Origin of the sequence: Flavobacterium sp. UW10123 (assembly GCF_040538975.1) — a bacterium.
In the GTDB taxonomy this organism is placed as follows: Bacteria; Bacteroidota; Bacteroidia; order Flavobacteriales; family Flavobacteriaceae; genus Flavobacterium.
In genome coordinates, this window is sequence record NZ_JBEWQE010000009.1 from 113,458 (window position 1) to 135,166 (window position 21,709).

General features: G+C 33.1%; 26 protein-coding genes and 1 tRNA gene. 7 read left to right on the forward strand and 20 right to left on the reverse strand.

The genetic code is table 11. The features are described from left to right. Positions 1-64: 64 nt before the first annotated feature. The 4 genes from tnpA to ABXT06_RS11930 form a co-directional block, all read right to left on the reverse strand. The gene (gene tnpA / locus ABXT06_RS11915; RefSeq protein WP_354590961.1) at positions 65-607 is read right to left on the reverse strand and encodes an IS200/IS605 family transposase; all 543 of its coding nucleotides are present in this window, start codon (positions 605-607) and stop codon (positions 65-67) included. A gap of 118 nt (positions 608-725) precedes the next feature. After that, a complete protein-coding gene (locus ABXT06_RS11920) occupies positions 726-1,109 on the reverse strand; it encodes a helix-turn-helix domain-containing protein (protein WP_354590962.1) in 384 nt (127 codons plus the stop codon). 118 nt (positions 1,110-1,227) lie between these two features. After that, positions 1,228-1,659 (reverse strand): YybH family protein, encoded by a 432-nt coding sequence (locus tag ABXT06_RS11925; protein ID WP_354590963.1) that lies wholly within the window; start codon positions 1,657-1,659, stop codon positions 1,228-1,230. A gap of 26 nt (positions 1,660-1,685) precedes the next feature. Beyond that, a complete protein-coding gene (locus tag ABXT06_RS11930; RefSeq protein ID WP_354590964.1) occupies positions 1,686-2,078 on the reverse strand; it encodes a hypothetical protein in 393 nt (130 codons plus the stop codon). An 839-nt stretch (positions 2,079-2,917) separates the two neighbouring features. Here ABXT06_RS11930 and ABXT06_RS11935 point away from each other — a divergent pair. Beyond that, positions 2,918-3,094, forward strand: coding sequence for a hypothetical protein (locus ABXT06_RS11935; protein WP_354590965.1), 177 nt, complete (start codon positions 2,918-2,920; stop codon positions 3,092-3,094). 63 nt (positions 3,095-3,157) lie between these two features. Here the strand turns inward: ABXT06_RS11935 and ABXT06_RS11940 are convergent, their stop codons facing one another. The 3 genes from ABXT06_RS11940 to ABXT06_RS11950 all read right to left on the reverse strand — a co-directional run bounded on the left by ABXT06_RS11940 (position 3,158) and on the right by ABXT06_RS11950 (position 4,385). Then, positions 3,158-3,598 (reverse strand): hypothetical protein, encoded by a 441-nt coding sequence (locus ABXT06_RS11940; protein WP_354590966.1) that lies wholly within the window; start codon positions 3,596-3,598, stop codon positions 3,158-3,160. Between the two features lie 94 nt (positions 3,599-3,692). After that, positions 3,693-4,157, reverse strand: a complete 465-nt coding sequence (locus ABXT06_RS11945; RefSeq protein ID WP_354590967.1) for a hypothetical protein — start codon at positions 4,155-4,157, stop codon at positions 3,693-3,695. A gap of 154 nt (positions 4,158-4,311) precedes the next feature. Then, a tRNA-Ala gene (locus tag ABXT06_RS11950) sits at positions 4,312-4,385 on the reverse strand. 104 nt (positions 4,386-4,489) lie between these two features. On the opposite strand from ABXT06_RS11950, the gene ABXT06_RS11955 reads away from it, so the two are divergent. The 4 genes from ABXT06_RS11955 to ABXT06_RS11970 all read left to right on the forward strand — a co-directional run bounded on the left by ABXT06_RS11955 (position 4,490) and on the right by ABXT06_RS11970 (position 6,861). After that, a complete protein-coding gene (locus ABXT06_RS11955) occupies positions 4,490-5,254 on the forward strand; it encodes an enoyl-CoA hydratase/isomerase family protein (protein ID WP_354590968.1) in 765 nt (254 codons plus the stop codon). A gap of 90 nt (positions 5,255-5,344) precedes the next feature. After that, on the forward strand, positions 5,345-5,521 hold the full coding sequence (locus ABXT06_RS11960; RefSeq protein WP_008465178.1) for a hypothetical protein: 177 nt from the start codon (positions 5,345-5,347) through the stop codon (positions 5,519-5,521). A gap of 33 nt (positions 5,522-5,554) precedes the next feature. Next, a complete protein-coding gene (locus ABXT06_RS11965) occupies positions 5,555-6,007 on the forward strand; it encodes a 6-pyruvoyl trahydropterin synthase family protein (RefSeq protein ID WP_354590969.1) in 453 nt (150 codons plus the stop codon). A 110-nt stretch (positions 6,008-6,117) separates the two neighbouring features. Then, entirely contained in the window at positions 6,118-6,861 is a 744-nt protein-coding gene (locus ABXT06_RS11970; protein ID WP_201999536.1) for a UDP-2,3-diacylglucosamine diphosphatase, read from the forward strand. Between the two features lie 87 nt (positions 6,862-6,948). On the opposite strand, the gene ABXT06_RS11975 is transcribed toward ABXT06_RS11970, so the two are convergent. The 11 genes from ABXT06_RS11975 to ABXT06_RS12025 form a co-directional block, all read right to left on the reverse strand. Beyond that, positions 6,949-8,160: a hypothetical protein gene (locus ABXT06_RS11975; protein ID WP_354590970.1), complete on the reverse strand. Its 1,212-nt coding sequence runs from the start codon at positions 8,158-8,160 to the stop codon at positions 6,949-6,951. An 83-nt stretch (positions 8,161-8,243) separates the two neighbouring features. Next, a complete protein-coding gene (locus ABXT06_RS11980; protein ID WP_111425144.1) occupies positions 8,244-8,600 on the reverse strand; it encodes a hypothetical protein in 357 nt (118 codons plus the stop codon). 81 nt (positions 8,601-8,681) lie between these two features. Next, on the reverse strand, positions 8,682-9,545 hold the full coding sequence (locus ABXT06_RS11985; protein ID WP_354590971.1) for a carboxypeptidase-like regulatory domain-containing protein: 864 nt from the start codon (positions 9,543-9,545) through the stop codon (positions 8,682-8,684). 122 nt (positions 9,546-9,667) lie between these two features. Further along, positions 9,668-10,024: a hypothetical protein gene (locus ABXT06_RS11990; RefSeq protein ID WP_354590972.1), complete on the reverse strand. Its 357-nt coding sequence runs from the start codon at positions 10,022-10,024 to the stop codon at positions 9,668-9,670. Positions 10,025-10,164: 140 nt separating this feature from the next. Beyond that, the gene (locus tag ABXT06_RS11995; RefSeq protein WP_354590973.1) at positions 10,165-11,079 is read right to left on the reverse strand and encodes an alpha/beta hydrolase; all 915 of its coding nucleotides are present in this window, start codon (positions 11,077-11,079) and stop codon (positions 10,165-10,167) included. 35 nt (positions 11,080-11,114) lie between these two features. After that, positions 11,115-11,696 (reverse strand): hypothetical protein, encoded by a 582-nt coding sequence (locus ABXT06_RS12000; protein WP_354590974.1) that lies wholly within the window; start codon positions 11,694-11,696, stop codon positions 11,115-11,117. After that, the gene (locus tag ABXT06_RS12005; protein ID WP_354590975.1) at positions 11,697-12,980 is read right to left on the reverse strand and encodes an MFS transporter; all 1,284 of its coding nucleotides are present in this window, start codon (positions 12,978-12,980) and stop codon (positions 11,697-11,699) included. After that, a complete protein-coding gene (gene recJ, locus ABXT06_RS12010; protein WP_354590976.1) occupies positions 12,967-14,670 on the reverse strand; it encodes a single-stranded-DNA-specific exonuclease RecJ in 1,704 nt (567 codons plus the stop codon). Before recJ ends, ABXT06_RS12005 begins: the two co-directional genes overlap by 14 nt. 249 nt (positions 14,671-14,919) lie before the next feature. After that, positions 14,920-15,264, reverse strand: coding sequence for a HopJ type III effector protein (locus ABXT06_RS12015; RefSeq protein ID WP_354590977.1), 345 nt, complete (start codon positions 15,262-15,264; stop codon positions 14,920-14,922). Positions 15,265-15,455: 191 nt separating this feature from the next. Then, complete coding sequence (gene rsmI / locus ABXT06_RS12020; protein WP_354590978.1) at positions 15,456-16,172, reverse strand: 16S rRNA (cytidine(1402)-2'-O)-methyltransferase; 717 nt, start codon at positions 16,170-16,172, stop codon at positions 15,456-15,458. Positions 16,173-16,217: 45 nt separating this feature from the next. Next, the gene (locus ABXT06_RS12025; protein ID WP_354590979.1) at positions 16,218-17,264 is read right to left on the reverse strand and encodes a DUF8457 domain-containing protein; all 1,047 of its coding nucleotides are present in this window, start codon (positions 17,262-17,264) and stop codon (positions 16,218-16,220) included. Between the two features lie 236 nt (positions 17,265-17,500). Here ABXT06_RS12025 and ABXT06_RS12030 point away from each other — a divergent pair, with 236 nt between their 5' ends. Further along, positions 17,501-18,091: a thymidine kinase gene (locus tag ABXT06_RS12030; protein ID WP_066033411.1), complete on the forward strand. Its 591-nt coding sequence runs from the start codon at positions 17,501-17,503 to the stop codon at positions 18,089-18,091. Positions 18,092-18,113: 22 nt separating this feature from the next. Further along, positions 18,114-18,554 (forward strand): DUF8479 domain-containing protein, encoded by a 441-nt coding sequence (locus ABXT06_RS12035; RefSeq protein WP_354590980.1) that lies wholly within the window; start codon positions 18,114-18,116, stop codon positions 18,552-18,554. A gap of 61 nt (positions 18,555-18,615) precedes the next feature. Here ABXT06_RS12035 and rpoN read toward each other — a convergent pair whose 3' ends face one another. Then, entirely contained in the window at positions 18,616-20,076 is a 1,461-nt protein-coding gene (gene rpoN / locus ABXT06_RS12040) for an RNA polymerase factor sigma-54 (RefSeq protein WP_354590981.1), read from the reverse strand. Positions 20,077-20,225: 149 nt separating this feature from the next. After that, complete coding sequence (asnS, locus tag ABXT06_RS12045) at positions 20,226-21,671, reverse strand: asparagine--tRNA ligase (protein WP_111377431.1); 1,446 nt, start codon at positions 21,669-21,671, stop codon at positions 20,226-20,228. Between the last annotated feature and the right edge of the window lie 38 nt (positions 21,672-21,709).

Sequence of the window (21,709 nt, forward strand, 5' to 3'; positions counted from 1 at the left end):
GAATAGCGGATCGCGCTATGAATATGAATGAATTCAGTTAACCCAGCCCTGAAAGGGCGAAAGCCTAATCCCAAAGATAACGTTCATCATATTCAACATTATATTTGTTTAGAAAAGCTAAAAGTTCTTTTTTGAATGTCTTTTTTCTATGATGCTCTTCTTGGTTCTTAATGTACTTTATAACGATATCCAATTGAGAGGGATTAACAGAAAAAATACCATAACCGTCCTGCCAGTAAAAGTTTGCATAGCGAGAATCTACTGTTTTTATCCATTTTGATGATTGCTTTTTTACTTCTTCAACCAATTTCATTTGCGTTATTTTTTTTGACAAAAGGCATAAAATGTGAACATGATCGTCATGTCCTCCTACTTGAATAGGATTGCATTCTAACCCTTTGCAAATTCCTCCGAGATAAGCCCATAATTTTTCTTTTATATTATCGTCAATAAATGGATAACGTTTTTTTGTGCTAAACACTAGATGCACATATACTTTGTATAATGATTGGGGCATATTTTTCTCTTTTTTAGTTGCATTTGATGAATTTTTAAGCTGAAAGTTATAGTAGATGATAATGATTTCAAATACAAATATTGGATACATAAATGCAGAATTTGCACCCCAAAAGTTTTATTTATGGTACAATAAGACATAGTATATAAATAAAAAAAGCCATTTCTATTTCCAGAAATGGCTTTTTTGTTATAATAAATTGAAAGACTTATTTCTCCTTCAATAATTTCTCCAAATATTCAACTTTATCTTTTTCGGCTTGAACCAAACGCTCATAAAGTTCAACTACTTTATCAAGAGGATTGAAACTGCAATGATTACTATTGAAGTTTCCTTGACTATCATTAAAAGTATTAAAATAATTAAACACATTCTCTTCCGAAAAACTTTTTATAGCTTCTGGAGTTACACCAAGAGCTTTTGCTATTTCGGCAAGTTTATCTTCGTCTATAGTTTCGCTGTTTTCAATATTAGATATTGTTTGCTGACTTATTCCTAAAGCTTGTGCCAAAGCTTCCTGTTTCATATCACGAAGTTCACGAATGCGGCTTATTTTTCGCCCTATATGATTTGGTTTTGTTGCTGTGCTCATAACATCAAAGGTATTTAAAAATCATTTACAAAATTGTTTTTGAGTAAAAAACAGATTTGTTTCTGTAAAATATGTTTTAAGGTTTAAAGAGGTAAATAAATAGTTTATTGGTTATTAATTATCCCGAATGATCAACATACAAATACCAAACACCATTTATCTTTCGCATTATTCCAGAAAAGTTACCAGAACTATTTTTGCCATTTGGAGCTTCGACGCTAAATTTTGCGCTTACAAAAGCATCTTTTTTAGAAAGAGGTTCAACAACAAAATCGGTCATAGTCAATTTTCCCATTCTTTCTTTTGGCCAATATTTTTTGAAGAAATCGGCAATATTGTTTTTTCCGTATACCACTGCGGTGCTGTAAATCATACGAACCGAATCTACAGGAGCATAAAAATCAAGGTAACCTTCAAGATCACCGTTATTCCAACAGGCTTGCTGTGCTTTTAGGCGGTCAAGTACTTGTTGCGAAATTTTATCTTGACAAATGCCTTTAAAAGAAAGCATTAGTAAAGAGGCAAGAAATAGAAGTTTTAAGTGACGCATATTAGATAGTTTTAGTAATTATAAAATTAATTGTTTTTTATTGCCCTAATATTTCCTGTCTTTTTGTCGAAAGTAATGGTTTTGTTTGGTCCGCCATAAAAGAGAGTGAAAGTCAGTGTGCTATCGGTTTCGTTTTTAAAAAGAATATCTTTTGTCGTTCTGATTTTAATATCCAGATTTTCATCCATAAGTTGTAAATCAGTACATTTAAGTATCCTTTTTTCAATTATTCCTTTTGTTTCAATTACTTCAAGCCAAGGAGATGCCATCGCGCTGTAATGCACAATTTGCGCTCTATATTTTTCATTTAAACTTTTCTCTTTAATTAATCCTAATGATGTTGTAGAAAGTAATAAAGCAAAAAAAGGCATCATCATAGCCATAATACTTATTGCAAATGTTACAATTATCGCTGCCAAAAGAAGTTTTGCTAAGAGTTTTTTCCAAAAAACAATAATAATTGCAAAATTGCTTATCAGCCAAAGCCATGATAAAACCACGTCACTGTAATAACCACGAAGACTTATTTCTTTAAAGTAGTAGAAAAGACAATTCAGTACAAAGAGAGTACAAATAATAAAATAGATTCGCAAAAGGATTTTTTTGCCCGAACTCATAGTTTTTTTAAGATATAGTTTAAAGTAAATACTGTAGCAATAGATAAAATTAAAATGGGGAGGAAAGAAAATTTAAAAGTGTACATTATTTCTTCTTCAAAAAGATAAGTGCTCCACGCAGATTCTCGATCTACAAAAATGGTATAATTCCAGAAAAACCATATTAAAATTAGGATTAGTAATTGAAGTATAACTTTTAGATTGCTGTTTTTAATTAAAGAAATAGGCAGAAAAACTATTGATAAAAAAACAGTAGAAAACAAAGTCATTAAATAAGCATCGTCAAAAAAAGAACAATCTAAACAGCCACTTGATGTTTTGTTGGAAAAACTACCCATAGCCCAATATATTTCTATTAAAGTAGAGACGAAAAGTATAACTGCAATTGTAAGAGGTTTCTTTATGAATGAGAATATTTTGTGTTTTACGGTTTGATTCATTTTGAAAGGCTAATATAATTATTAGAAATATTCTCTTTTTGTATTTTAAGACCCGTACAAAAGTAAGAAACATTTTTAAAGAAATATCTTTCAAAAGATTTGGTTGTTTCAGAATGAATTTTACTAAAAAAAATAAATACTTAACTGTTTGATAACATGATAGATATTTTTGATTGTTTACCTTTAATTAAAATTTTAATTATGGATATCAATTGGAACATAATATCAATTGTAGTAATACTGGTAATTATTCTTGTGGTGCTAACAATTAGAAAAAATCAGCGAGAAAAAAAGAAATTGGAAAAAATGCTAAACAACGATTTTAAGAAAGCAGAAAAAGATAGAGTCGATGGCGAAGATACTGCCAACGAAAGATGATGCAATAATCAAAATAAAAAAACCGTACTACAAAATTGCGATACGGTTTTTTCATTTTGATTATTATTTTTTAGTATAAGTTCCTTTAAATAACCCAGTCGATTCTATTTGTGTATCTGAGATTTTTATAAAATTGTAAATCTTTTTTGTAGAAGGACTATCATAGAATTGTATATTGTAAGTTGTGCTAGTTTGCGTTTGAATTAGCTGAGTATCTCCGTCTTCATAATAATTGTTTAGTTGATAATCAACTGACGCAAAATTTCCATAATAGTCAATAGTTACATTCGATTTTGTAAATTCTATTGTTCTGCCCTGACCATCACTCCACTCGCCTAAAATCCAATCAGGTGGAGTGATGTGATATTTTTGATTGTTTGGATTTGTGTCACTGTTTGAGCTATTTGAATCATCTGAAGAACATGAACAAATGAAAACAAGGCTCAATAATAAAATTATTTTTTTCATCACTTTTGTATTTTGTTTATGCAAAATTGCTAGCATAGTTTTAATTCAATAGCCACAAAAAGTTTTTATTGTAACAGTTTAGGGTATTTTCAAATTTGATGCATGAAATTTTAAATCAATAGTAGTTAAATTACTTTGAGCCTTTCATTCTAATGCCGTTTATTATAATTTTAGGCGAATTGATTGTGAAATCAAAATTTGAATTGATTTCATTATTTGTATTGCTTGAATAATTAGATTCGCGAAAAACTCTTACTTCTGCATTTTCTAAGATATATTCGCGTTCTAATTTTTGCGAATTTATGACACTGACTTTTATGGTTCGTGGCATTGATGAATTGGCCCATTCCAAGATTTCGATATCCGTTGTAGCGATACCACTGATTGCCATATCGTAGTTGTCGTTTGGGTCGTTTCCTTTTAGATTAGTCTTATAGTGAATACTTGTGCACTCATATTTTTTGGGTTGGTTTTGATCTGCAAATTCCATGTAAATTCTCTTAACAGGAATCTCAGGTGCATTTTTTTGTGAATGGCCAATTGCAGTGCAGAAAATTAATGCGCATAAGATATTCCATTTATAATTTGTTTTCATTGCGATAAAATATTTTGCTTTAATTTTCAAAGGAAAACCGAAAATAGTTTAATTGTGGCCTACAAAAAGCTAAATTCTATCATTATAAGACATTTTAGTGCATGGTGTAATAAAAGAAAAGCTCCTTATAAAATGTATAAGGAGCTAAAAAATGTGGAGAATATCGGATTCGAACCGATCACCTCTACGCTGCCAGCGTAGCGCTCTAGCCAAATGAGCTAATCCCCCAAAGTCTTAACAAATAAAGTCAATTAATTCTCAAAAAACAAATTTTCAGAAGTTTCGGATGAATTATTTTCAAAAGCGTAACTTTACCTTTAAATGTAATTTTTATGAGCCTAGAAAATACAAACGGAAGTTTAGAAACTTCTTTTCAAAATACGATTGCGACGGTACAATTTGGGCATCCAGCCAGTAATTCTTTTCCACGCACTTTGTTGGATGCATTGACTTCCGAAATAAATAGTTTAAGTCGAAATGAAGATGTTTCGGTTATTATTTTAAAAAGCGAAGGAGAAAAAACGTTTTGTTCAGGAGCTTCTTTTGATGAACTTTTGAAAGTCGAAAATGAAGAACAAGGTGTAGAATTTTTTTCTGGTTTTGCTCATTTACTGAATGCCATGCGAAATTGTAATAAAATTATAGTTGGCCGTGTACAAGGAAAAGCTGTTGGTGGCGGTGTTGGAATTATTTCGGCTTGCGACTATGTTTTTGCGACCCCGCAAAGTGATATAAAGCTGTCTGAATTGGCAATCGGAATTGGACCTTTTGTAATAGAACCTGCTGTTTCTCGTAAAATTGGCAAAACAGCAATGACCGAAATGACTTTGGCTGCACACGAATGGAAATCGGCGGAATGGGCTTTTCAAAAAGGTCTTTATTCGCTTATAAGTGACTCCAAAAATTTAGATAAAGATGTCGAGAGTTTTGCTCAAAGATTAAGTTCTTATAATCCCGAAGCGCTTTATGAAATGAAAAAGATTATTTGGGAAGGAACAGAAACATGGGAATCTCTTTTGTTTGAACGTGCTGCAATTACGGGTAAATTGGTTTTGTCTGAGTTCAGCAGAAATGCTCTGCTTCAGTTTAAAAAATAGGTATGATATAAGTCATTGATTTTTGACAAATAGCAACATAGTTTTGAAGAATGTTTTAAAATCAATTTCTCACTATATAAATTATTGAATATGACAATTATTTCGTTAATGCAAAAAGTTGACATTGCAGAGAAAATTAAAGATGCTCCAGATAGCGGTTATCAAATTGGCGTTGTCATTGGATCTTTCATTCCGTTTCTGGTTTTGGGCGGAATTGCTTTGTGGATGTATACTCGTGCTAAAAAAAGAGCTAAAAACGGCAATTAATTCGTAAATTTGCAAGCTTAAAATTAAAAATCGATGAGTAATATCAGAATTACAAAACAATTTAGTTTCGAAACCGGTCACGCTTTGTACGGTTACGACGGAAAATGCAAGAACGTTCACGGACATAGTTATAAATTATCGGTAACGGTTATTGGTTCGCCAATTACAGACCGATCGAATGTAAAGTTCGGAATGGTGATTGACTTTTCTGATCTAAAGAAAATTGTAAAAGAAGAAATCGTCGATCAATTTGATCATGCTACTGTTTTCAACCAAACAACTCCGCATATCGAATTGGCAAATGAATTGAAAAGTCGCGGACATCACGTAATCTTAGTAGATTATCAGCCAACAAGCGAAAATATGGTGGTTGATTTTGCTGAAAGAATTAAAAATCGTCTGCCTGCTGGAATTTCTCTTTTCTCACTAAAACTTCAGGAAACAGAATCGTCTTTTGCAGAATGGTACGCTTCTGATAATTTGTAAAAATGTTAAAAGTTAAATGTTTAAGAGTTAAACGTTGAAACGAATAACTTCTAACACGTATTTTAAACATCTAACCCCTAACCCCTAACGAATAACTCCTAACTTCACAAATGAAAAAAATATATTTTGCTTCAGATCAGCATTTTGGTGCGCCAACTCCAGAATTGAGCTTACCGCGTGAAAAAAAATTCGTGGCTTGGCTTGATGAGGTTAAAGAAGATGCTGAAGCAATTTTTTTATTGGGAGATTTATTTGATTTTTGGTTTGAATATAAAACGGTTGTTCCAAAAGGTTTTGTACGCATTTTGGGTAAATTGGCTGAAATTCGCGATAGCGGAATCCCAGTTTATTTTTTTGTTGGAAACCATGATCTTTGGATGAATGATTATTTTGAAACCGAATTGAATATTCCAGTTTATCACGATAATAAAGAATTTACTTTTAACGGAAAAACGTTTCTAATTGGTCACGGAGACGGAAAAGGACCTGGCGATAAAGGCTATAAAAGAATGAAAAAGGTATTTACAAATCCGTTTTCAAAATGGCTTTTCCGCTGGCTTCATCCAGATGTTGGTGTAAGTTTAGCCCAATATTTATCGGTAAAAAACAAATTGATTTCTGGCGATGAAGATGTAAAGTTTTTAGGAGAAGAAAACGAATGGCTGGTTTTGTATGCCAAACGTAAGCTAGAAACCAAACATTACAATTATTTTATTTTTGGACACCGCCATTTACCAATGATTATTCCTGTTGGAGAAAACTCTGAATATGTAAATCTTGGAGATTGGATCGGATATTTTACTTATGGTGTTTTTGATGGAGAAAAATTCGAACTTAAAAAATTCGAAAAATGAGCAAGTCAAAAGTCAAAAGTTGAAAAGGCAAATAGTATTATTGGACTTAATTCAAAGCCCTTTGTCAAAAATTTTAAAACAAAGTTTTTATTTTGCACTCGTTGGGTAAATACCAATTTTATGCGTTCGCAGAATATATTCTGAAAGTTGTTTACTGCTTGAAAGCTGAAATTTAATTGCTCCGGATGCTTTTTTAGGCATATGGCATTCTACACAATTGCTTGCTAATAACTTTTCAGGCATTATTTTCAAAGTAGTTTCATTGTGCTTTAAGCCCTGATGACAACTCATACAGATTTTAGAATACGAAGAGATGTTTTTAGAAGCATTTTCATGCGGATTATGGCAAGTAATGCAATCCATTTTATCACTTTTCATAAAACACTTACTTTGTGCCATCAATCGATACTGATTGCCATGAACATCAAATTTTGCCGTATCGGTAATGCTTCTCGTTTCACGAAAGAATTCTGATAAATTATCTCCAGGTTTAAATTCAAAACGGGATTTTAATTTCATTCCGTCATTTCCTGCGTGGCATAAAGCGCAAGCATCCAATTTTTGCTGTCTACTTAAGGTTTTAAAACTCGTAATGCTATTGGCAACTTTTACATTTGGGTTTTTTAAATGAAATTCTACATGTTTTTTTGCAGGACCGTGACAGCGCTCGCAATCAATTCCGTAGACAATAGTTTTTTTATTAATTATGTCTTCAATATCCATAGACAAGAAGTTTTTTTCTGCAGAACTCTGATCTACTGTTCGAGAACTAATATTTGAGCTGTGACAAGCGTAGCAATCTTTAACAACCATTCGATCAAAATATGGTTTATCAGCTGGAAATCCTGGACTTGTTGCCCAATTGTTTATCGAGTGATAAAAAGAAAGCGGTAGCTCGTAAGTATTGTTGTTTTTCCAATAAACAGATGTCTGTGCATGTTTGGTTCCAAATACAATTTCGAATTTATATCTTTGAGTTTCTTTTCCATTTTTATATAAAACCTGATATAAACTGTCACCATGTTTTTCCATCACCATTTTGGTGTCTTTATCATAAATGAAAGTATGATTTTTAGAATCGAAATCACCAGAAACATTTCCTAAAATTGCTGGAGCTGTTGCTTTGAAATGTGAACTTTTTAATGCCATATCAGACTGTACTTTATGACATTGCACACAGCTTTCAGAACCCGCATAATCAGTTCCGCGCGGATCAATATATTCTTCAGATTTATTGTTGCAGCTAACAATGAAAATTGTCGCAAGAATAGTAGTAAGTAGAAATACAGCTTTTTTCATTGCTGTAAATATACTTTTTTTTGAATTGAATCAAAATATATTTAAATAATGAAAAAATGCTGTTAAAATATTTAGAATGCTTCTTAATTCATGCCAACTCCGTAAACATATTCATCTAGTTCAATTTTAAATAAAGAGCCTTCGACCAAATCTTTAATCGATTTTAATTCGGTCATATTTACAGCTAGGTCTATAGAATTGCAAGGTGTTTTCAATAAAAATTTATGGCAAGAATATTTCATTTCGCATGCTTCGCAACAAGCATTTTCTATCATGCTGTCTTCAATCAAGTCACAAAAATGATTTAACTCCTGAACGGTAAAGTAAAAACCGGTTTCTTTAAAGACCAACTGTACTTTGTCTGAAATTGTAGTATTATGATCTTTCCAGTAGAAAGCTATTCCAAAATTATTATGATATATTTGTTCAATTTCTCTCATCGTAAATCCTTTTATTTCAACAAATATAGATATTATTTATATTAATTCTAAATAAAAAAATCATAAAAAAGAGTAAAATTTTTACTGACACATGGTGTTGAGGTAAAAAGTTAAGCTTTGTCCGCTTCTTGACCAATTGGCCATATTTTTTTCTCTGTAAAAACTGTTTTCGGTTGCAGACACAGCTGTAGAAATAGAGAAGAATTTGCTTTTTTCGTTGGTTTTTGTGCTCTCAAGCCATTGAATTGTCACAGCAATATCTCCCATTTCTTTATCCAGATAAATATCATAAGGTTTTAAATCGACTGTAAACAATCCAAGTTGATTGCCTTTTACTTCAAAAATAATGTCTTTTTCAATTAAGATTTTGGAAGGAAGCTTGTTTTCAACTTTATAAAAGTTCAATCTAAATTTAACCGATTTAAATTCGTTTGAAGTAATGTTGAAATTAAAATTCTCTACTTTGCAATCTTTTTTAATTTGGAATTCCATTCCTCTTTCACGGCTTAGATAATCATCGACTGTTTTGTCAAATGCATAGAAAAAATTAGAATGCATAAGACCAAGTCCTTTTGAACTTCTGCCGAATTGTTTTGGTTTAGGTTTTTTGAAAGAGACCACAACTTCTTTCAAAGAATTTTCAGAAGGAATCATTTCAATGCTATTATGGTCAGATTTTAATTGATTGACCAATATTTTTTTGGTTTCAAAGCCAATATGAGAAAAGACAATTGTATCGTTAGGATTTACCTTTTCATTTAATTTTAACTTGAAAATCCCTTTAGAATTTGAAACCGTTCCCACATTTTTATTAGCGATTCCGATATTTACATAATCGAGATCTTCGTTGTTTTGTGCGTTTTTCAATTTGCCAGAAATGGTAGATTCTTGAGCAAAAATGGTAGATGTAAAAACAATAGAAAATAAAAATGCGGTATATTTCATTTGCTTGATTTTTAGAATAAAGAAATGAAATAAGATTAAAAATGGATACTGTTTTATCCAATTTTTAACATTTGAAGAGAACTTTTTGCAACGATTTAAAAGCTTTGCAAAAAAACAAAGTTTTAATTCATGCCTGAGCCGTGAATATATTCATTGAGATGAAGTCGAAATAAAGAACCATCAACCAAGTCTTTTATAGAATTTAATTCCATAGGTGATATTTCTAAATCTATCGCAACGTATGGTGTTTTCAATAAAAATTTATCGAAGGCACGTTTTATACCACGTGTATCATAATCAATATGGTCTGTTACACAGTCTTCAATTAAGTCGTGAAATTCATTTAATTCTTGAACTGAAAAATAAAATCCCATTTGTTTAAAAAGCAACTGAATTTTGTCTGATATAACTTCGTTGCCTTCTTTCCAATAAAATGAAATTCCAAAATCGTTTCGGTATATCTGCTCAATATCTTTCATGGCAATTTTTTTAGGGCACAAAGATACGACCAGTTTGTATTAATACATGATTAATAAAAGCATAAAAAAAAGCTAAAAAACATTGCTAATTGCTGATTGTTAGTTTGTTATGTTGTTTTGAAAAGTTTGTTCTGCAAAGATTATTGCAACCAATATTTTAATTTAGAAAGAAATGCTACTTGTTGGTCAACAAACAAATAATGCGAGCAATTATCAAGGAAAGCGAAGTGATTTTTTCCAGTTATAGTTTTCATAGAATTAATTTGTGCCGATGAAAAAATACCGTCATCTTTTCCGTAAATTCCATATATTGGAATGCCGGCAGTTTTGATTTTCTTTAAAAAATGCCTGCTGTCGATGTTGTTTTGTTTTTCGTTTTGATAAAAAACTAACGGCGCATTTTTATTTCGAATATTCGTTTTATAAAATTCACCCGCTTCATAATCGGCGTAAAGCTTTTTAGATTCTGTTGTTGAATTTGGCATTTTGAAAAAGCCATTTTCAGCAGCAAGTTCATAACATCCTTTTCTATATTCAGCTGAATTTTTATTTAGATTCTCTACAATACTGATTTTCCTTAGTTGTTCATAATCATTATTGTATTTTCTTTTCAATGTATTTATAATATGATCATACGTTTCCTGTTGTGAAAATAAAGCACCAGCCAAAACCAAAGCACTCACATTTTGCTGATATTTATTAGCATAAAGTGTCGCTACCAAACCGCCAAAACTGTGGCCAAGTAAAATAGCTTTTTTTAAATGATATGTTGCATAAATCGAATTTAAATCCTGAAAAGCTTCGTCATAAGTAAATTTTGCATTAGGATCTTCAGATCTTCCTTCGCCTCTTCGGTCGTAAGCGATAACATAAAAACCTTGATCGGCTAGTTTTTGAGCTGTTGTTCCTTCAAATAAAGTTGCGTTGCCACTTGGTCCGCCATGAATAAAAATTATGGTTTTATTCTTTTCGTTTCCGTAGGTTTTGATGTAAAGATTTTGCCCTTTGGTAAAAAGAGATATTGCGAAAAGGAGAATAACTAAAACCTGTTTCATTTAGGGGAGTTTAAAACTGAATCGATTTGAAATTTTTATTTTAATAAAACATAAACAACAGTGTCTTTCGTTACGTAGTGATTTTCTTTCATGTCATAATCTTCTAAAGTATAACGTATTTTCACTTTGTTTTTCTGAATTTCGAAGGTACTTTTATTAAAATCAAGACCTTCTTCAATTTTAAATTCAGCTAATTTCTTTTCAAACAAAAAGCATTTCTTTTCAATTACTTCATAAGTACAACAACTTCCTAAAAAACCTTGAAACTTAGTTTTTACTTCAATTTGGTCATTCGCAAATTTCACATCGTTCGGTAAACCAAAGAAAAAAAGAAAAACTGAGGCTAGAAGTCCTCCAAAAATTCCATCTGCTAACCAGCTTAAAAAAATGAAAATAGGAGAGAGTGTATAAAAACCAAAGTATAAAGCTTTCTTTTTGAATGGCTTTACATAATAGAAGAAAAGAATACAAGCGGATACATAAAATAGAATCTTTAGGGCAAAACGTAGATTTGAACTTAAACTAACATCGAAAACTATATTAAAGATAATATTTGAGAACAATAATATAATTAGTGTTCCTAAATGAATTCTTAAAAGTATCTTTTTGAAATTCACTTATTCCAATTTATGATGTTCATCCATATCTCTTTTCAAATCTAAATTTCTAAAGGTTGGAGATTTCAATGCGGTGAAAACTACGGTTAAGAGCGTAACGCTTCCTCCAAAAACAACCGATGTTACAGCGCCCATCATTTTGGCGGTTGCTCCGCTTTCAAAAGCACCTAATTCATTAGAAGAACCAACGAAAATTGAATTTACAGCACCAACGCGCCCACGCATATGATCGGGAGTTTTAAGTTGTAAAATCGTTTGGCGAATTACTACTGAAATTCCGTCAGCCAATCCGCTAAGAAATAAAGCAAAAACAGAAAGCCAGAAATAAGTAGAAAGACCAAATAGAATGATCGATAATCCGAAGACAAATATGGCGATCAAAAGTTTTTTTCCTGCATTTTTATATAATGGCACATACGCCGAAACAATCATTGTAATAAAGGCACCCACAGCAGGTGCAGCTCTTAAAATTCCGAAACCTTCAGAACCTACTTTCAAGATGTCTTGGGCAAAAACAGGCAATAATGCTACAGCTCCTCCAAAAAGTACGGCAATCATATCAAGTGATAATGCGCCAAGAACAATTTTGTTTTTAAATACAAAAGTTAAACCTTCGGTAAGACTATCTTTAATTGATTCTCCAATTTTTGGATTGATGATTGGTTTTTCGCTGATTTGCGATAAGGCAATTAAGGAAAGAATCGAGAATCCGAAAACAAGACACATCGACCAGTGAACGCCAATCCAGTTGATTGAGAATCCCGCCAATGCAGGCCCCATTACAGCTCCAATCTGCCAAACCGAACTGCTCCAAGTTGCAGCATTTGGATATACTTTTTTAGGAATAATTAAAGATAAAAGAGAGAAGATAGTCGGCCCCATAAAAGCACGAACCAATCCGCCAAAAAATACCAAAGCGTAAATTGAATATAGAATTACATTTGAAGACCAGCCCCCAACAACTTTTGGCCAAGTCAGTAAAAATAGTCCGAAACTGATTATTGAAAATCCTAAAATACATTTTACCAATAATCCTTTCTTTTCTCTTTGGTCTACAATATGCCCTGCAAATAATGCCATTCCGACAGCAGGAATAACTTCCATCAAACCAATAATTCCTAACGAAAGCGGATTTTTAGTTAAGCTGTAAACTTCCCATTCGATTACAATAAATTGCATTGACCAGGCAAAAACCATTGCAAAACGCAATAATAAAAACACGTTGAATTCTCTATAACGAAGCGCCTGATACGGATCAGGTTTATTGGATTTAATCTCTTCCATTTGTTCTAATGTCTTTCAGCATAAGCTGAGTTGAAATTGTACCGTTCCATTCATTTTCGGCAATTGTATAAGCTAGCTGAAACGGATTTTGATTTTTTGCTAAATTTATTTTTTTTCCGAGTCCAAAGCCAATTGCGGCAATTCCGTCGGAGTTATATTGTTTGACGAAAAGTCTTAAATGCTCTTCTTCTGCTCCTAAAGTTTTGGCATAACCAGTGTCTTTTAAATCCCGAGTCATAAAAACAGGTGTCATATTCTGCGGTCCAAATGGTTCAAATTGTTTTAAGATTCGAATTAGTTTTGGGGTGATGTCTGAAAAATCAATTTCGGCATCAATTTCGATTTCTGGAGTTCGCATTTCGGGCTGAATGGTTTCTTGTACGCATTTCTCAAAAGCGTCTTTAAAAAGCTGATAGTTTTCGGCTTTCAAAGTCATTCCTGCTGCGTACATATGTCCTCCAAATTGCTCCAAATGATCTGAACACGCATCAAGCGCATTGTAAACGTCAAATCCTTTTACAGATCGGGCAGAAGCGGCATATTTGTCTCCGCTTTTTGTAAAGACCAAAGTCGGACGATAATAGGTTTCTATTAATCTCGAAGCGACGATTCCGATTACGCCTTTGTGCCAGTCTTCCTGAAATACAACGGTAGAAAAACGCTCTTCTTCGTTATTTTGTAAAATTTGCTGAAAAGCTTCTTTCGTGATTTTTTTGTCTAAATCTTTTCGGTCGGCATTGTATTGTTCAATTTCTGAAGCGAATTGCTGTGCTTGTTCAAAGTTAAATTCGGTTAATAATTCGACAGCATGATTACCATGTTTAATTCTTCCAGCAGCATTAATTCTAGGCGAAATAATAAAAACAACATCGGTAATGTCTAAAACTTTCTTTTTTACCTGATGAACAAGTGCTTTAATTCCTGGTCTAGGTTCGCTATTAATGACTTTCAATCCAAAATAAGCCAAAACACGATTTTCTCCCGTAATCGGAACAATATCGGCAGCAATTGCAGTAGCCACTAAATCTAAATACGGAACTAAATCTTCAATAGTTTCATTTCGATTCTGACCCAAAGCCTGAATAAGTTTAAAACCAACGCCACAACCACATAATTCATCATACGGATATAGACAGTCTTCTCTTTTTGGATCTAAAACAGCAACTGCATTAGGAAGAAATTCCCCTGGTCTGTGGTGATCACAAACAATAAAGTCGATGTTTTTTGCTTTCGCGTAAGCGATATGATCGATTGATTTGATTCCGCAGTCAAGAGCGATAATTAACGAAATTCCGTTATCATCTGCGTAATCAATTCCTTTGTAGGAGATTCCGTAACCTTCGTCGTAACGATCTGGAATGTAAGTAGCAATATGAGGATAATGTGATTTTAAATAGGATGATACCAAAGAAACAGCTGTTGTTCCGTCTACATCATAATCACCAAAAACCATAATGTTTTCCTGATTTTCAATTGCCAATTCAATTCGGGCAACGGCTTTGTCCATATCTTTCATCAAATACGGATCATGCAAATGTTCTAAAGATGGGCGGAAAAAATGTTTAGCTTCTTCAAAAGTTTCAATACCACGCTGAATCAAAAGCGTTGCAACAAAATCTTCTACATTTAAGGCTTGCGCTAAATGTTTAATCTTATCTTCAGAAGGTTTTGGTTTTAGAGTCCAACGCATTGTTGATTTTGGATTTTAGATTTTAGACTTCAGATTTGTGAAATCGTTTAATCTGATGGGTAATTTTTTTTGCCACTAATTGCACGAATTTCCACTAATTTAATTCGTGATAATTTGTGCAATTGCTTCGCCTATTCGCTATCGCTTGGGTCGTGGCTAACTTTTATTAATCTGTGTTAATCTTTTTAATCTGTGGCGAAATATTTTGTACAGAAAAAAAGACTTCTAGTACGCTCAGCCTGACAAATGTTATTTTGTTTCTAAAGCATTTCCTTCAAACTGAATTCCGTCCCAACCTAAGTTGATGAAATTTCTAATATTTTGGTGGTTCGTTCCGTTTGGATCTCCTAAAACTTCTTCAAAATAAAATGCTCCAAAACAAGCTAAAGTTTCTTCTTTGCTTAAATTTTGCAATTTCGCAAAAGAAAACAATTTACAAGAACCTGAATTTTCGCCTGCTGCATTATGTTGTGTTCCATTTTGAAAAGCAGTTGGAGTAAAATTGTAATTTTCTTCAATTACTGCAATAGTCTCAGGAAATGTGATTTGCGTTGGAGTTTGTTTTACTTTTTCTAAAAAGGCTTGAATGCTCATGATTACAATTTGATTTTTTTTGCCACAGATTAAAATGATTAACACAGATTAATAAAAGTTTGCCACGAATTACTCGAATTATCACGAATTAAATTAGTGGAAATTCGAGTAATTGCTTCGCCTATTCGCTATCGCTCGGGTCGTGGCGGAAAAATAATCTTTTAAATCTTTTTAATCTGTGGCATAGATAATTATTCTTCGTCCTTAGAAAACTTACTTTTCTTAGGTTCTTTAGTTATTGTTTTTCCAGCAACCACAACGACGATTTCTCCTCTTGGTGCTGTTTTTTCAAAATGTGCCAGAACTTCTTTCGCCGTTCCGCGTACATTTTCTTCGTGCAATTTTGATAATTCTCTGGAAACGCAGACCTGTCTGTCTTCTCCAAAATACTGAACAAATTCGCTAAGAGTTTTAACGAGTTTATGCGGAGAAACGTATAAAATCATGGTTCGGGTTTCTTCGGCTAAAGCCAAAAAGCGAGTCTGGCGTCCTTTTTTATCAGGCAAGAAACCTTCAAAAACAAATTTGTCATTTGGGAGTCCGCTGTTTACTAGAGCAGGGACAAAAGCAGTGGCTCCTGGAAGACATTCGACTTCAATTTTATTTTCGACACAAGCGCGCGTTAATAGAAAACCTGGATCTGAAATAGCCGGAGTTCCTGCGTCTGAAATTAAAGCGATAGTTTCACCCGCTTTCAAACGTGCGATTAAGTTTTCTGTGGTTTTATGTTCGTTGTGCATATGATGGCTGTGCATGTGCGTGCCAATTTCAAAATGCTTCAACAGTTTTCCGCTTGTGCGAGTGTCTTCCGCCAAAATCAAATCGACTTCTTTCAAAACCCGAATGGCTCTGAAAGTCATGTCTTCAAGATTGCCAATTGGCGTTGGAACGATATATAATTTTGACATAGTTGTTTATTCGTGAAATGTAAAATGTGAGATGTGAAAATTTCTTTACGAGAATTTCTTTTCAATAATTCCCAAAAAACGTTCTGCGTAATCGTCTTTTCCTTCCCAGTTATTGTAGTCTGGTTTTACCATGTCTTCAATAAAATCTTTTGCTTCGCTATAAGAATCAAAAGTCATTAATTGATTTAAAACACGGCTGTAATCTTCTGTGCTATTTCCAAAAAGATTTTTGGTGAAGGCAATTCTGTCATTCAAATCAATATGAAAACCTCTTGCCAGTTTTTCGTTTAAACTAACTGATTTTGGCTGTGCAGGAGTTTCAAGAATTGCAGTTTCTACTTTTTTAGGTTCTTTGAAATCATTTATTGAAGGAGTTGGAGTTGATGGAACAGCTTCAAAACTATCCACTTTTACAAATTGTGCATCGGCATAATTAATTCCGAAATCTTCAAATTGAATAGTTGGCTGTGGAGAAGTTTCTTTCTTAGGTTCTTCTTTAATCTCTTCTATAATTGGTTCAGTTTCCAATTCGAAAGCTGGTTTGAAATCTGAAATTGGTTTCAATTCATTTACAGTTGTAAACGAAAGTTCATCAATAGCATCTTTAGATTCTTCAATCTTTTCAACTTCTGGTTCAATTACTTTCTCAGCAATTGGTTCTATCGTTTCCTCAATAATAGGAGTTTCAATTTCAGCAACAATTGGCTCAACAGTTTCCTCGATTAGAGGTTCTTCCGTTGCAAGAATTGGTTCAGCAGTTTCAACAACTTCTGCTGGTTTTTCTTCTGAAATTTCAGGTTCGTAAGATTCTTCAAGTGCAATAATTTTTTCTTCGGCTGGAGCTTCAAGTTCAATTATTGCAGGAATTACATCTTCTTGTTTGTCAAAAATTGTTTCCAATTCAGAAACAATATCGTTTTGTCCGATTGTTGGTTTTGCAACGTCGAAATTCTCTTCTACAAATTTTAATACCGCTAATTTCTCGTATAATTTCTGAGTTTCAAGATACAATTGATTGATATCGGATTTGTTTTTAAGTTTTAAAATTCGATGCGCAATGCTAATTAAATCAGCTTCCAATTTTTTTTTCATAACTGTTGAAAATTATAGTGAATAAGGTATTTTAGTGTATTTGATGTCTGAATGTCTCTATTCTCAGGGAAATTCAAAAGATAATTTTTAATTTCTGTTAATACGCTTTCGCGAATCTAAGGTTTGGTAAAAATTTTCTACTTTTGAAAAAATGTAAAACAGTACATTTTTACATCAATTTATTGCCAGTACAAAGTAATAAAAACTATTCATTTTTAAAGGTAGAAAAATACAAAATGTTTCTCGAAAATACAGTAAATCACAAAGAACAATTTGGTTGGATTGAAGTTATTTGTGGATCAATGTTTTCGGGTAAAACCGAAGAGCTTATCCGAAGATTAAAGCGCGCCCAATTTGCCAAACAAAGAGTCGAAATCTTTAAACCTGCTATTGATACCCGTTATCATGACGAAATGGTAGTGTCTCATGATGCCAACGAAATTCGTTCAACTCCAGTTCCAGCAGCAGCTAATATATTGATTTTAGCTCAAGGTTGTGATGTGATCGGAATTGATGAAGCTCAGTTTTTTGATGACGAAATTATTACGGTTTGTAACGATTTGGCAAATCAAGGGATCCGCGTTATTGTTGCAGGATTAGATATGGATTTTAAAGGAAATCCGTTTGGGCCAATGCCAGGACTTATGGCAACCGCTGAATATGTTACAAAAGTTCATGCGGTTTGTACAAGAACTGGAAATCTGGCAAATTACAGTTTCAGAAAAACAGATAATGATAAATTGGTTATGCTTGGGGAAACAGAAGAATACGAACCACTTAGCCGTGCAGCGTATTTTAAAGCAATGAAAAAAAATCACGAAAAATAGATTATTTTACTAATTATAAGCCATGAAAAAAACATTTCAAAATATGAGAAAATCGACTGTTTTATTGTTAGTATTAATTGGAATTGCTGTCGCTTTCGTAGCTTATTTTCAATTTTACCTAGGCGAAAAAGAAGATGAAGTAAACACTGAAGTAGTAGAATTAATTGCAAAATATAATAAAAGTTGTCCTTTAAATATTCAAGAAGGCATTCGTTTAGACAGTGTAAGTTTGCATGAAGAAAAAACAGTTCAATACAATTTAACATTGCTGAATGTAAGTAAAGAAATGGCTGAGGTCAGCTTAATTCAAGAAGAAATTAAAAAAAGTCTTTTAAGTACTGCAAAAGCAAATACAGGACTTCAGGTTTTTAGAGATAACGATTATACTTTGAATTATAGTTACAGTGATAAAAAGAAAGATTTTTTGTTTGATGTGAAGATTTTACCAGATCAATACAAATAAAATTAAAAGCAAAAAGAAACCCGACAGATTTTAAATTTGTCGGGTTTTTTATTTTTGAAAATTAAATCTTCTTTCTCATTCTCGCTACCGGAATATCAAGTTGCTCACGGTATTTTGCAATAGTTCTTCTCGCAATTGGATATCCTTTTTCTTTTAAGATTTCTGCCAGTTGATCGTCTGGAAGCGGTTTTCTCTTATCTTCTTCCTCGATTGTATTTTGAAGAATTTTTTTGATTTCAAGAGTCGAAACATCTTCTCCTTGATCATTTTTCATGGCTTCAGAGAAAAACTCTTTAATCAGTTTGGTTCCGTATGGTGTTTCTACATATTTGCTATTTGCTACACGCGAAATTGTCGAAATATCCAAACCAACCATATCTGCAATATCTTTTAAGATCATTGGTTTTAGTTTGGTTTCATCGCCATCTAAGAAATATTCTTCCTGATAATGCATAATGGCATTCATCGTTACAAATAATGTTTCTTGACGTTGTCTAATCGCGTCGATAAACCACTTTGCTGAATCCAGTTTCTGTTTGATAAACTGAACAGCATCTTTCTGCGCAGTCGATTTGTCTTTAGATTCTTTGTATGTCTGCATCATTTCCTGATAATCTTTAGAGACGTGCAGGGAAGGAGCATTTCTTCCGTTCAAAGTCAATTCCAATTCGCCGTCTACAATTCTAATGGCAAAATCAGGAACTATATTTTCTGTTACTTTATTGTTTCCTGCAAAAGAACCACCTGGTTTTGGGTTTAATCTTTCAATTTCGTGAATCGCTTTTTTAAGCTGTTCGTTAGAAACACTATATTTCTGTAAAAGCTTGTCATAATGTTTCTTCGTAAAAGCATCAAACTGATTTTCAATAATGTCAATCGCTAAATCAACATATTCAGTTGGCGTTTTGTGCTTTAGTTGAAGCAGTAAACATTCCTGTAAATCACGTGCACCAACTCCCGAAGGTTCAAGCTCATGAATAACAGTTAACATTTTTTCAACCATTGCTTCATCAGTGTAGATCCCCTGAGTAAAAGCCATGTCGTCTACGATATCCGGAACGCTTCTGCGGATGTAACCCATATCATCAATGCTTCCAACAAGGAATTCAGCGATTTCTCGCTCTTCATCGTTCAAAATAAAAGTATTCAGCTGATTGATTAAATCCTGATGAAAACTAATCGGAGCAGCAAAAGGGGTTTCACGTTCTTCATCGTCGCTGTAATTATTTACCTGAGTTTTGTAATCAGGAGTATCGTCGTCGCTTAGATATTCGTCGATATTAATGTCGTCTGCTTCGATTCTGTCTGATTCTGCATCATCATAATCGTCGTAATCTTCATTAGCATATTCATCAGCTTCGTAATCGTCTTCTTTTCCAGCTTCTAAAGCCGGATTTTCGTTCATTTCTTCTAATAAACGCTGTTCAAAAGCTTGCGTAGGCAATTGAATTAACTTCATCAGCTGAATTTGCTGTGGAGATAATTTTTGGGATAATTTTAAATTTAAAAATTGCTTTAGCATTTGTTTTTGTTAAAAGTTTCAAGTTTCAAGTTTCAAGTTTTCCAACTGAGCTGGGTAAACCTGAAACCTGAAACTTGAAACCAAATTTTATAATTTTAGTTCAAGTTCCAACAACCTGAAACTTGAAACCTGAAACTTTTTTAAACTTCTTAGAACTCTGCACTCCCAGGAGTTCTTGGGAAAGGAATTACGTCTCTAATGTTTGTCATTCCAGTTACAAACAATACCAAACGCTCAAAACCTAAACCGAAACCTGCGTGAGTTGCAGAACCGAATCTTCTGGTGTCTAAATACCAGTATAATTCTTCTTTGTCAATTCCAAGTTTTTCCATTTTCTCAACCAGAACGTCGTAACGCTCTTCTCTTTCAGAACCACCAACAATTTCTCCAATTCCAGGGAAAAGGATATCCATTGCGCGGACAGTTTCTCTTCCTGGTTCTGTGTTGTCGTTCAAACGCATGTAAAACGCTTTGATGTTTGCTGGGTAATCATATAAAATTACCGGACATTTAAAGTGTTTTTCAACCAAGAAACGCTCGTGTTCTGATTGTAAATCAGCTCCCCATTCGTTGATTAAATATTGGAACTTCTTCTTTTTATTTGGAGTTGAATCTCTTAAAATGTCAATAGCTTCAGTATACGAAACACGTTTGAAGTTGTTTTCTAAAACGAAGTTCAATTTTTCTAACAAAGCCATTTCGCTTCTTTCAGCCTGTGGTTTTGATTTTTCTTCTTCAAGAAGTCTTCCTTCTAAGAATTTCAAATCGTCTTTACAGTTGTCTAAAGCATATTTAATTACGTACTGAATAAAATCTTCAGCCAAATCCATGTTGTCATCCAAATCATTGAAAGCAACTTCCGGCTCGATCATCCAGAATTCTGCTAAGTGACGAGAAGTGTTTGAATTCTCTGCTCTAAACGTTGGTCCAAAAGTATAAATCTGACCCAAAGCCATTGCAAAAGTCTCACCTTCTAATTGTCCAGAAACTGTCAAGTTGGTATGTTTTCCAAAGAAATCTTTTTTGAAATCGATGTTTCCTTCTTCGTTTTTAGGAAGATTATCCAATGGCAAAGAAGTAACTTGGAACATTTCTCCAGCACCTTCAGCGTCAGCTCCAGTAATAATTGGCGTGTTTACATATACGAAACCTTTATCTTGAAAATATTTGTGAACCGCATAAGACAATACCGAACGCACACGCATAATTGCTCCAAAAGCATTTGTACGTACGCGTAAGTGAGCATTTTCACGTAAAAATTCTAAAGAGTGTTTTTTAGGCTGCATTGGGAATTTCTCAGCGTCAGAATCTCCAAGGATTTCAAGTTTGTTAACCTGAATTTCGTATTTCTGACCAGCACCTTTACTTTCAACCAAAGTTCCGATTACAGAAACCGCAGCTCCAGTAGTGATTCTTTTTAAAGTCTCTTCTGGTGTATTTTCAAAATCAACAACACATTGAATATTATTAATTGTAGAACCGTCATTTAAAGCGATGAACTGATTATTTCTAAAAGTTCTCACCCAACCTTTTGCATTCACTTCCTGTAACGTCGTCGTACTGTTTAATAAGTCTCTAACTTTTGTGTGTTTCATTTTTATATATAATTGATATTAAATAATATTCGTTTTGA

Bases quoted from the DNA above. Each gene is read 5' to 3' on its own strand.
- tnpA (WP_354590961.1), bottom strand. From the start codon at position 607: ATGTATCCAATATTTGTATTTGAAATCATTATCATCTACTATAACTTT.
- ABXT06_RS11920 (WP_354590962.1), bottom strand. From the start codon at position 1,109: ATGAGCACAGCAACAAAACCAAATCATATAGGGCGAAAAATAAGCCGC.
- ABXT06_RS11925 (WP_354590963.1), bottom strand. From the start codon at position 1,659: ATGCGTCACTTAAAACTTCTATTTCTTGCCTCTTTACTAATGCTTTCT.
- ABXT06_RS11935 (WP_354590965.1), top strand. From the start codon at position 2,918: ATGGATATCAATTGGAACATAATATCAATTGTAGTAATACTGGTAATT.
- ABXT06_RS11940 (WP_354590966.1), bottom strand. From the start codon at position 3,598: ATGCTAGCAATTTTGCATAAACAAAATACAAAAGTGATGAAAAAAATA.
- ABXT06_RS11945 (WP_354590967.1), bottom strand. From the start codon at position 4,157: ATGAAAACAAATTATAAATGGAATATCTTATGCGCATTAATTTTCTGC.
- ABXT06_RS11955 (WP_354590968.1), top strand. From the start codon at position 4,490: ATGAGCCTAGAAAATACAAACGGAAGTTTAGAAACTTCTTTTCAAAAT.
- ABXT06_RS11960 (WP_008465178.1), top strand. From the start codon at position 5,345: ATGACAATTATTTCGTTAATGCAAAAAGTTGACATTGCAGAGAAAATT.
- ABXT06_RS11965 (WP_354590969.1), top strand. From the start codon at position 5,555: ATGAGTAATATCAGAATTACAAAACAATTTAGTTTCGAAACCGGTCAC.
- ABXT06_RS11970 (WP_201999536.1), top strand. From the start codon at position 6,118: ATGAAAAAAATATATTTTGCTTCAGATCAGCATTTTGGTGCGCCAACT.
- ABXT06_RS11975 (WP_354590970.1), bottom strand. From the start codon at position 8,160: ATGAAAAAAGCTGTATTTCTACTTACTACTATTCTTGCGACAATTTTC.
- ABXT06_RS11980 (WP_111425144.1), bottom strand. From the start codon at position 8,600: ATGAGAGAAATTGAACAAATATATCATAATAATTTTGGAATAGCTTTC.
- ABXT06_RS11985 (WP_354590971.1), bottom strand. From the start codon at position 9,545: ATGAAATATACCGCATTTTTATTTTCTATTGTTTTTACATCTACCATT.
- ABXT06_RS11990 (WP_354590972.1), bottom strand. From the start codon at position 10,024: ATGAAAGATATTGAGCAGATATACCGAAACGATTTTGGAATTTCATTT.
- ABXT06_RS11995 (WP_354590973.1), bottom strand. From the start codon at position 11,079: ATGAAACAGGTTTTAGTTATTCTCCTTTTCGCAATATCTCTTTTTACC.
- ABXT06_RS12005 (WP_354590975.1), bottom strand. From the start codon at position 12,980: ATGGAAGAGATTAAATCCAATAAACCTGATCCGTATCAGGCGCTTCGT.
- recJ (WP_354590976.1), bottom strand. From the start codon at position 14,670: ATGCGTTGGACTCTAAAACCAAAACCTTCTGAAGATAAGATTAAACAT.
- ABXT06_RS12015 (WP_354590977.1), bottom strand. From the start codon at position 15,264: ATGAGCATTCAAGCCTTTTTAGAAAAAGTAAAACAAACTCCAACGCAA.
- rsmI (WP_354590978.1), bottom strand. From the start codon at position 16,172: ATGTCAAAATTATATATCGTTCCAACGCCAATTGGCAATCTTGAAGAC.
- ABXT06_RS12025 (WP_354590979.1), bottom strand. From the start codon at position 17,264: ATGAAAAAAAAATTGGAAGCTGATTTAATTAGCATTGCGCATCGAATT.
- ABXT06_RS12030 (WP_066033411.1), top strand. From the start codon at position 17,501: ATGTTTCTCGAAAATACAGTAAATCACAAAGAACAATTTGGTTGGATT.
- ABXT06_RS12035 (WP_354590980.1), top strand. From the start codon at position 18,114: ATGAAAAAAACATTTCAAAATATGAGAAAATCGACTGTTTTATTGTTA.
- rpoN (WP_354590981.1), bottom strand. From the start codon at position 20,076: ATGCTAAAGCAATTTTTAAATTTAAAATTATCCCAAAAATTATCTCCA.
- asnS (WP_111377431.1), bottom strand. From the start codon at position 21,671: ATGAAACACACAAAAGTTAGAGACTTATTAAACAGTACGACGACGTTA.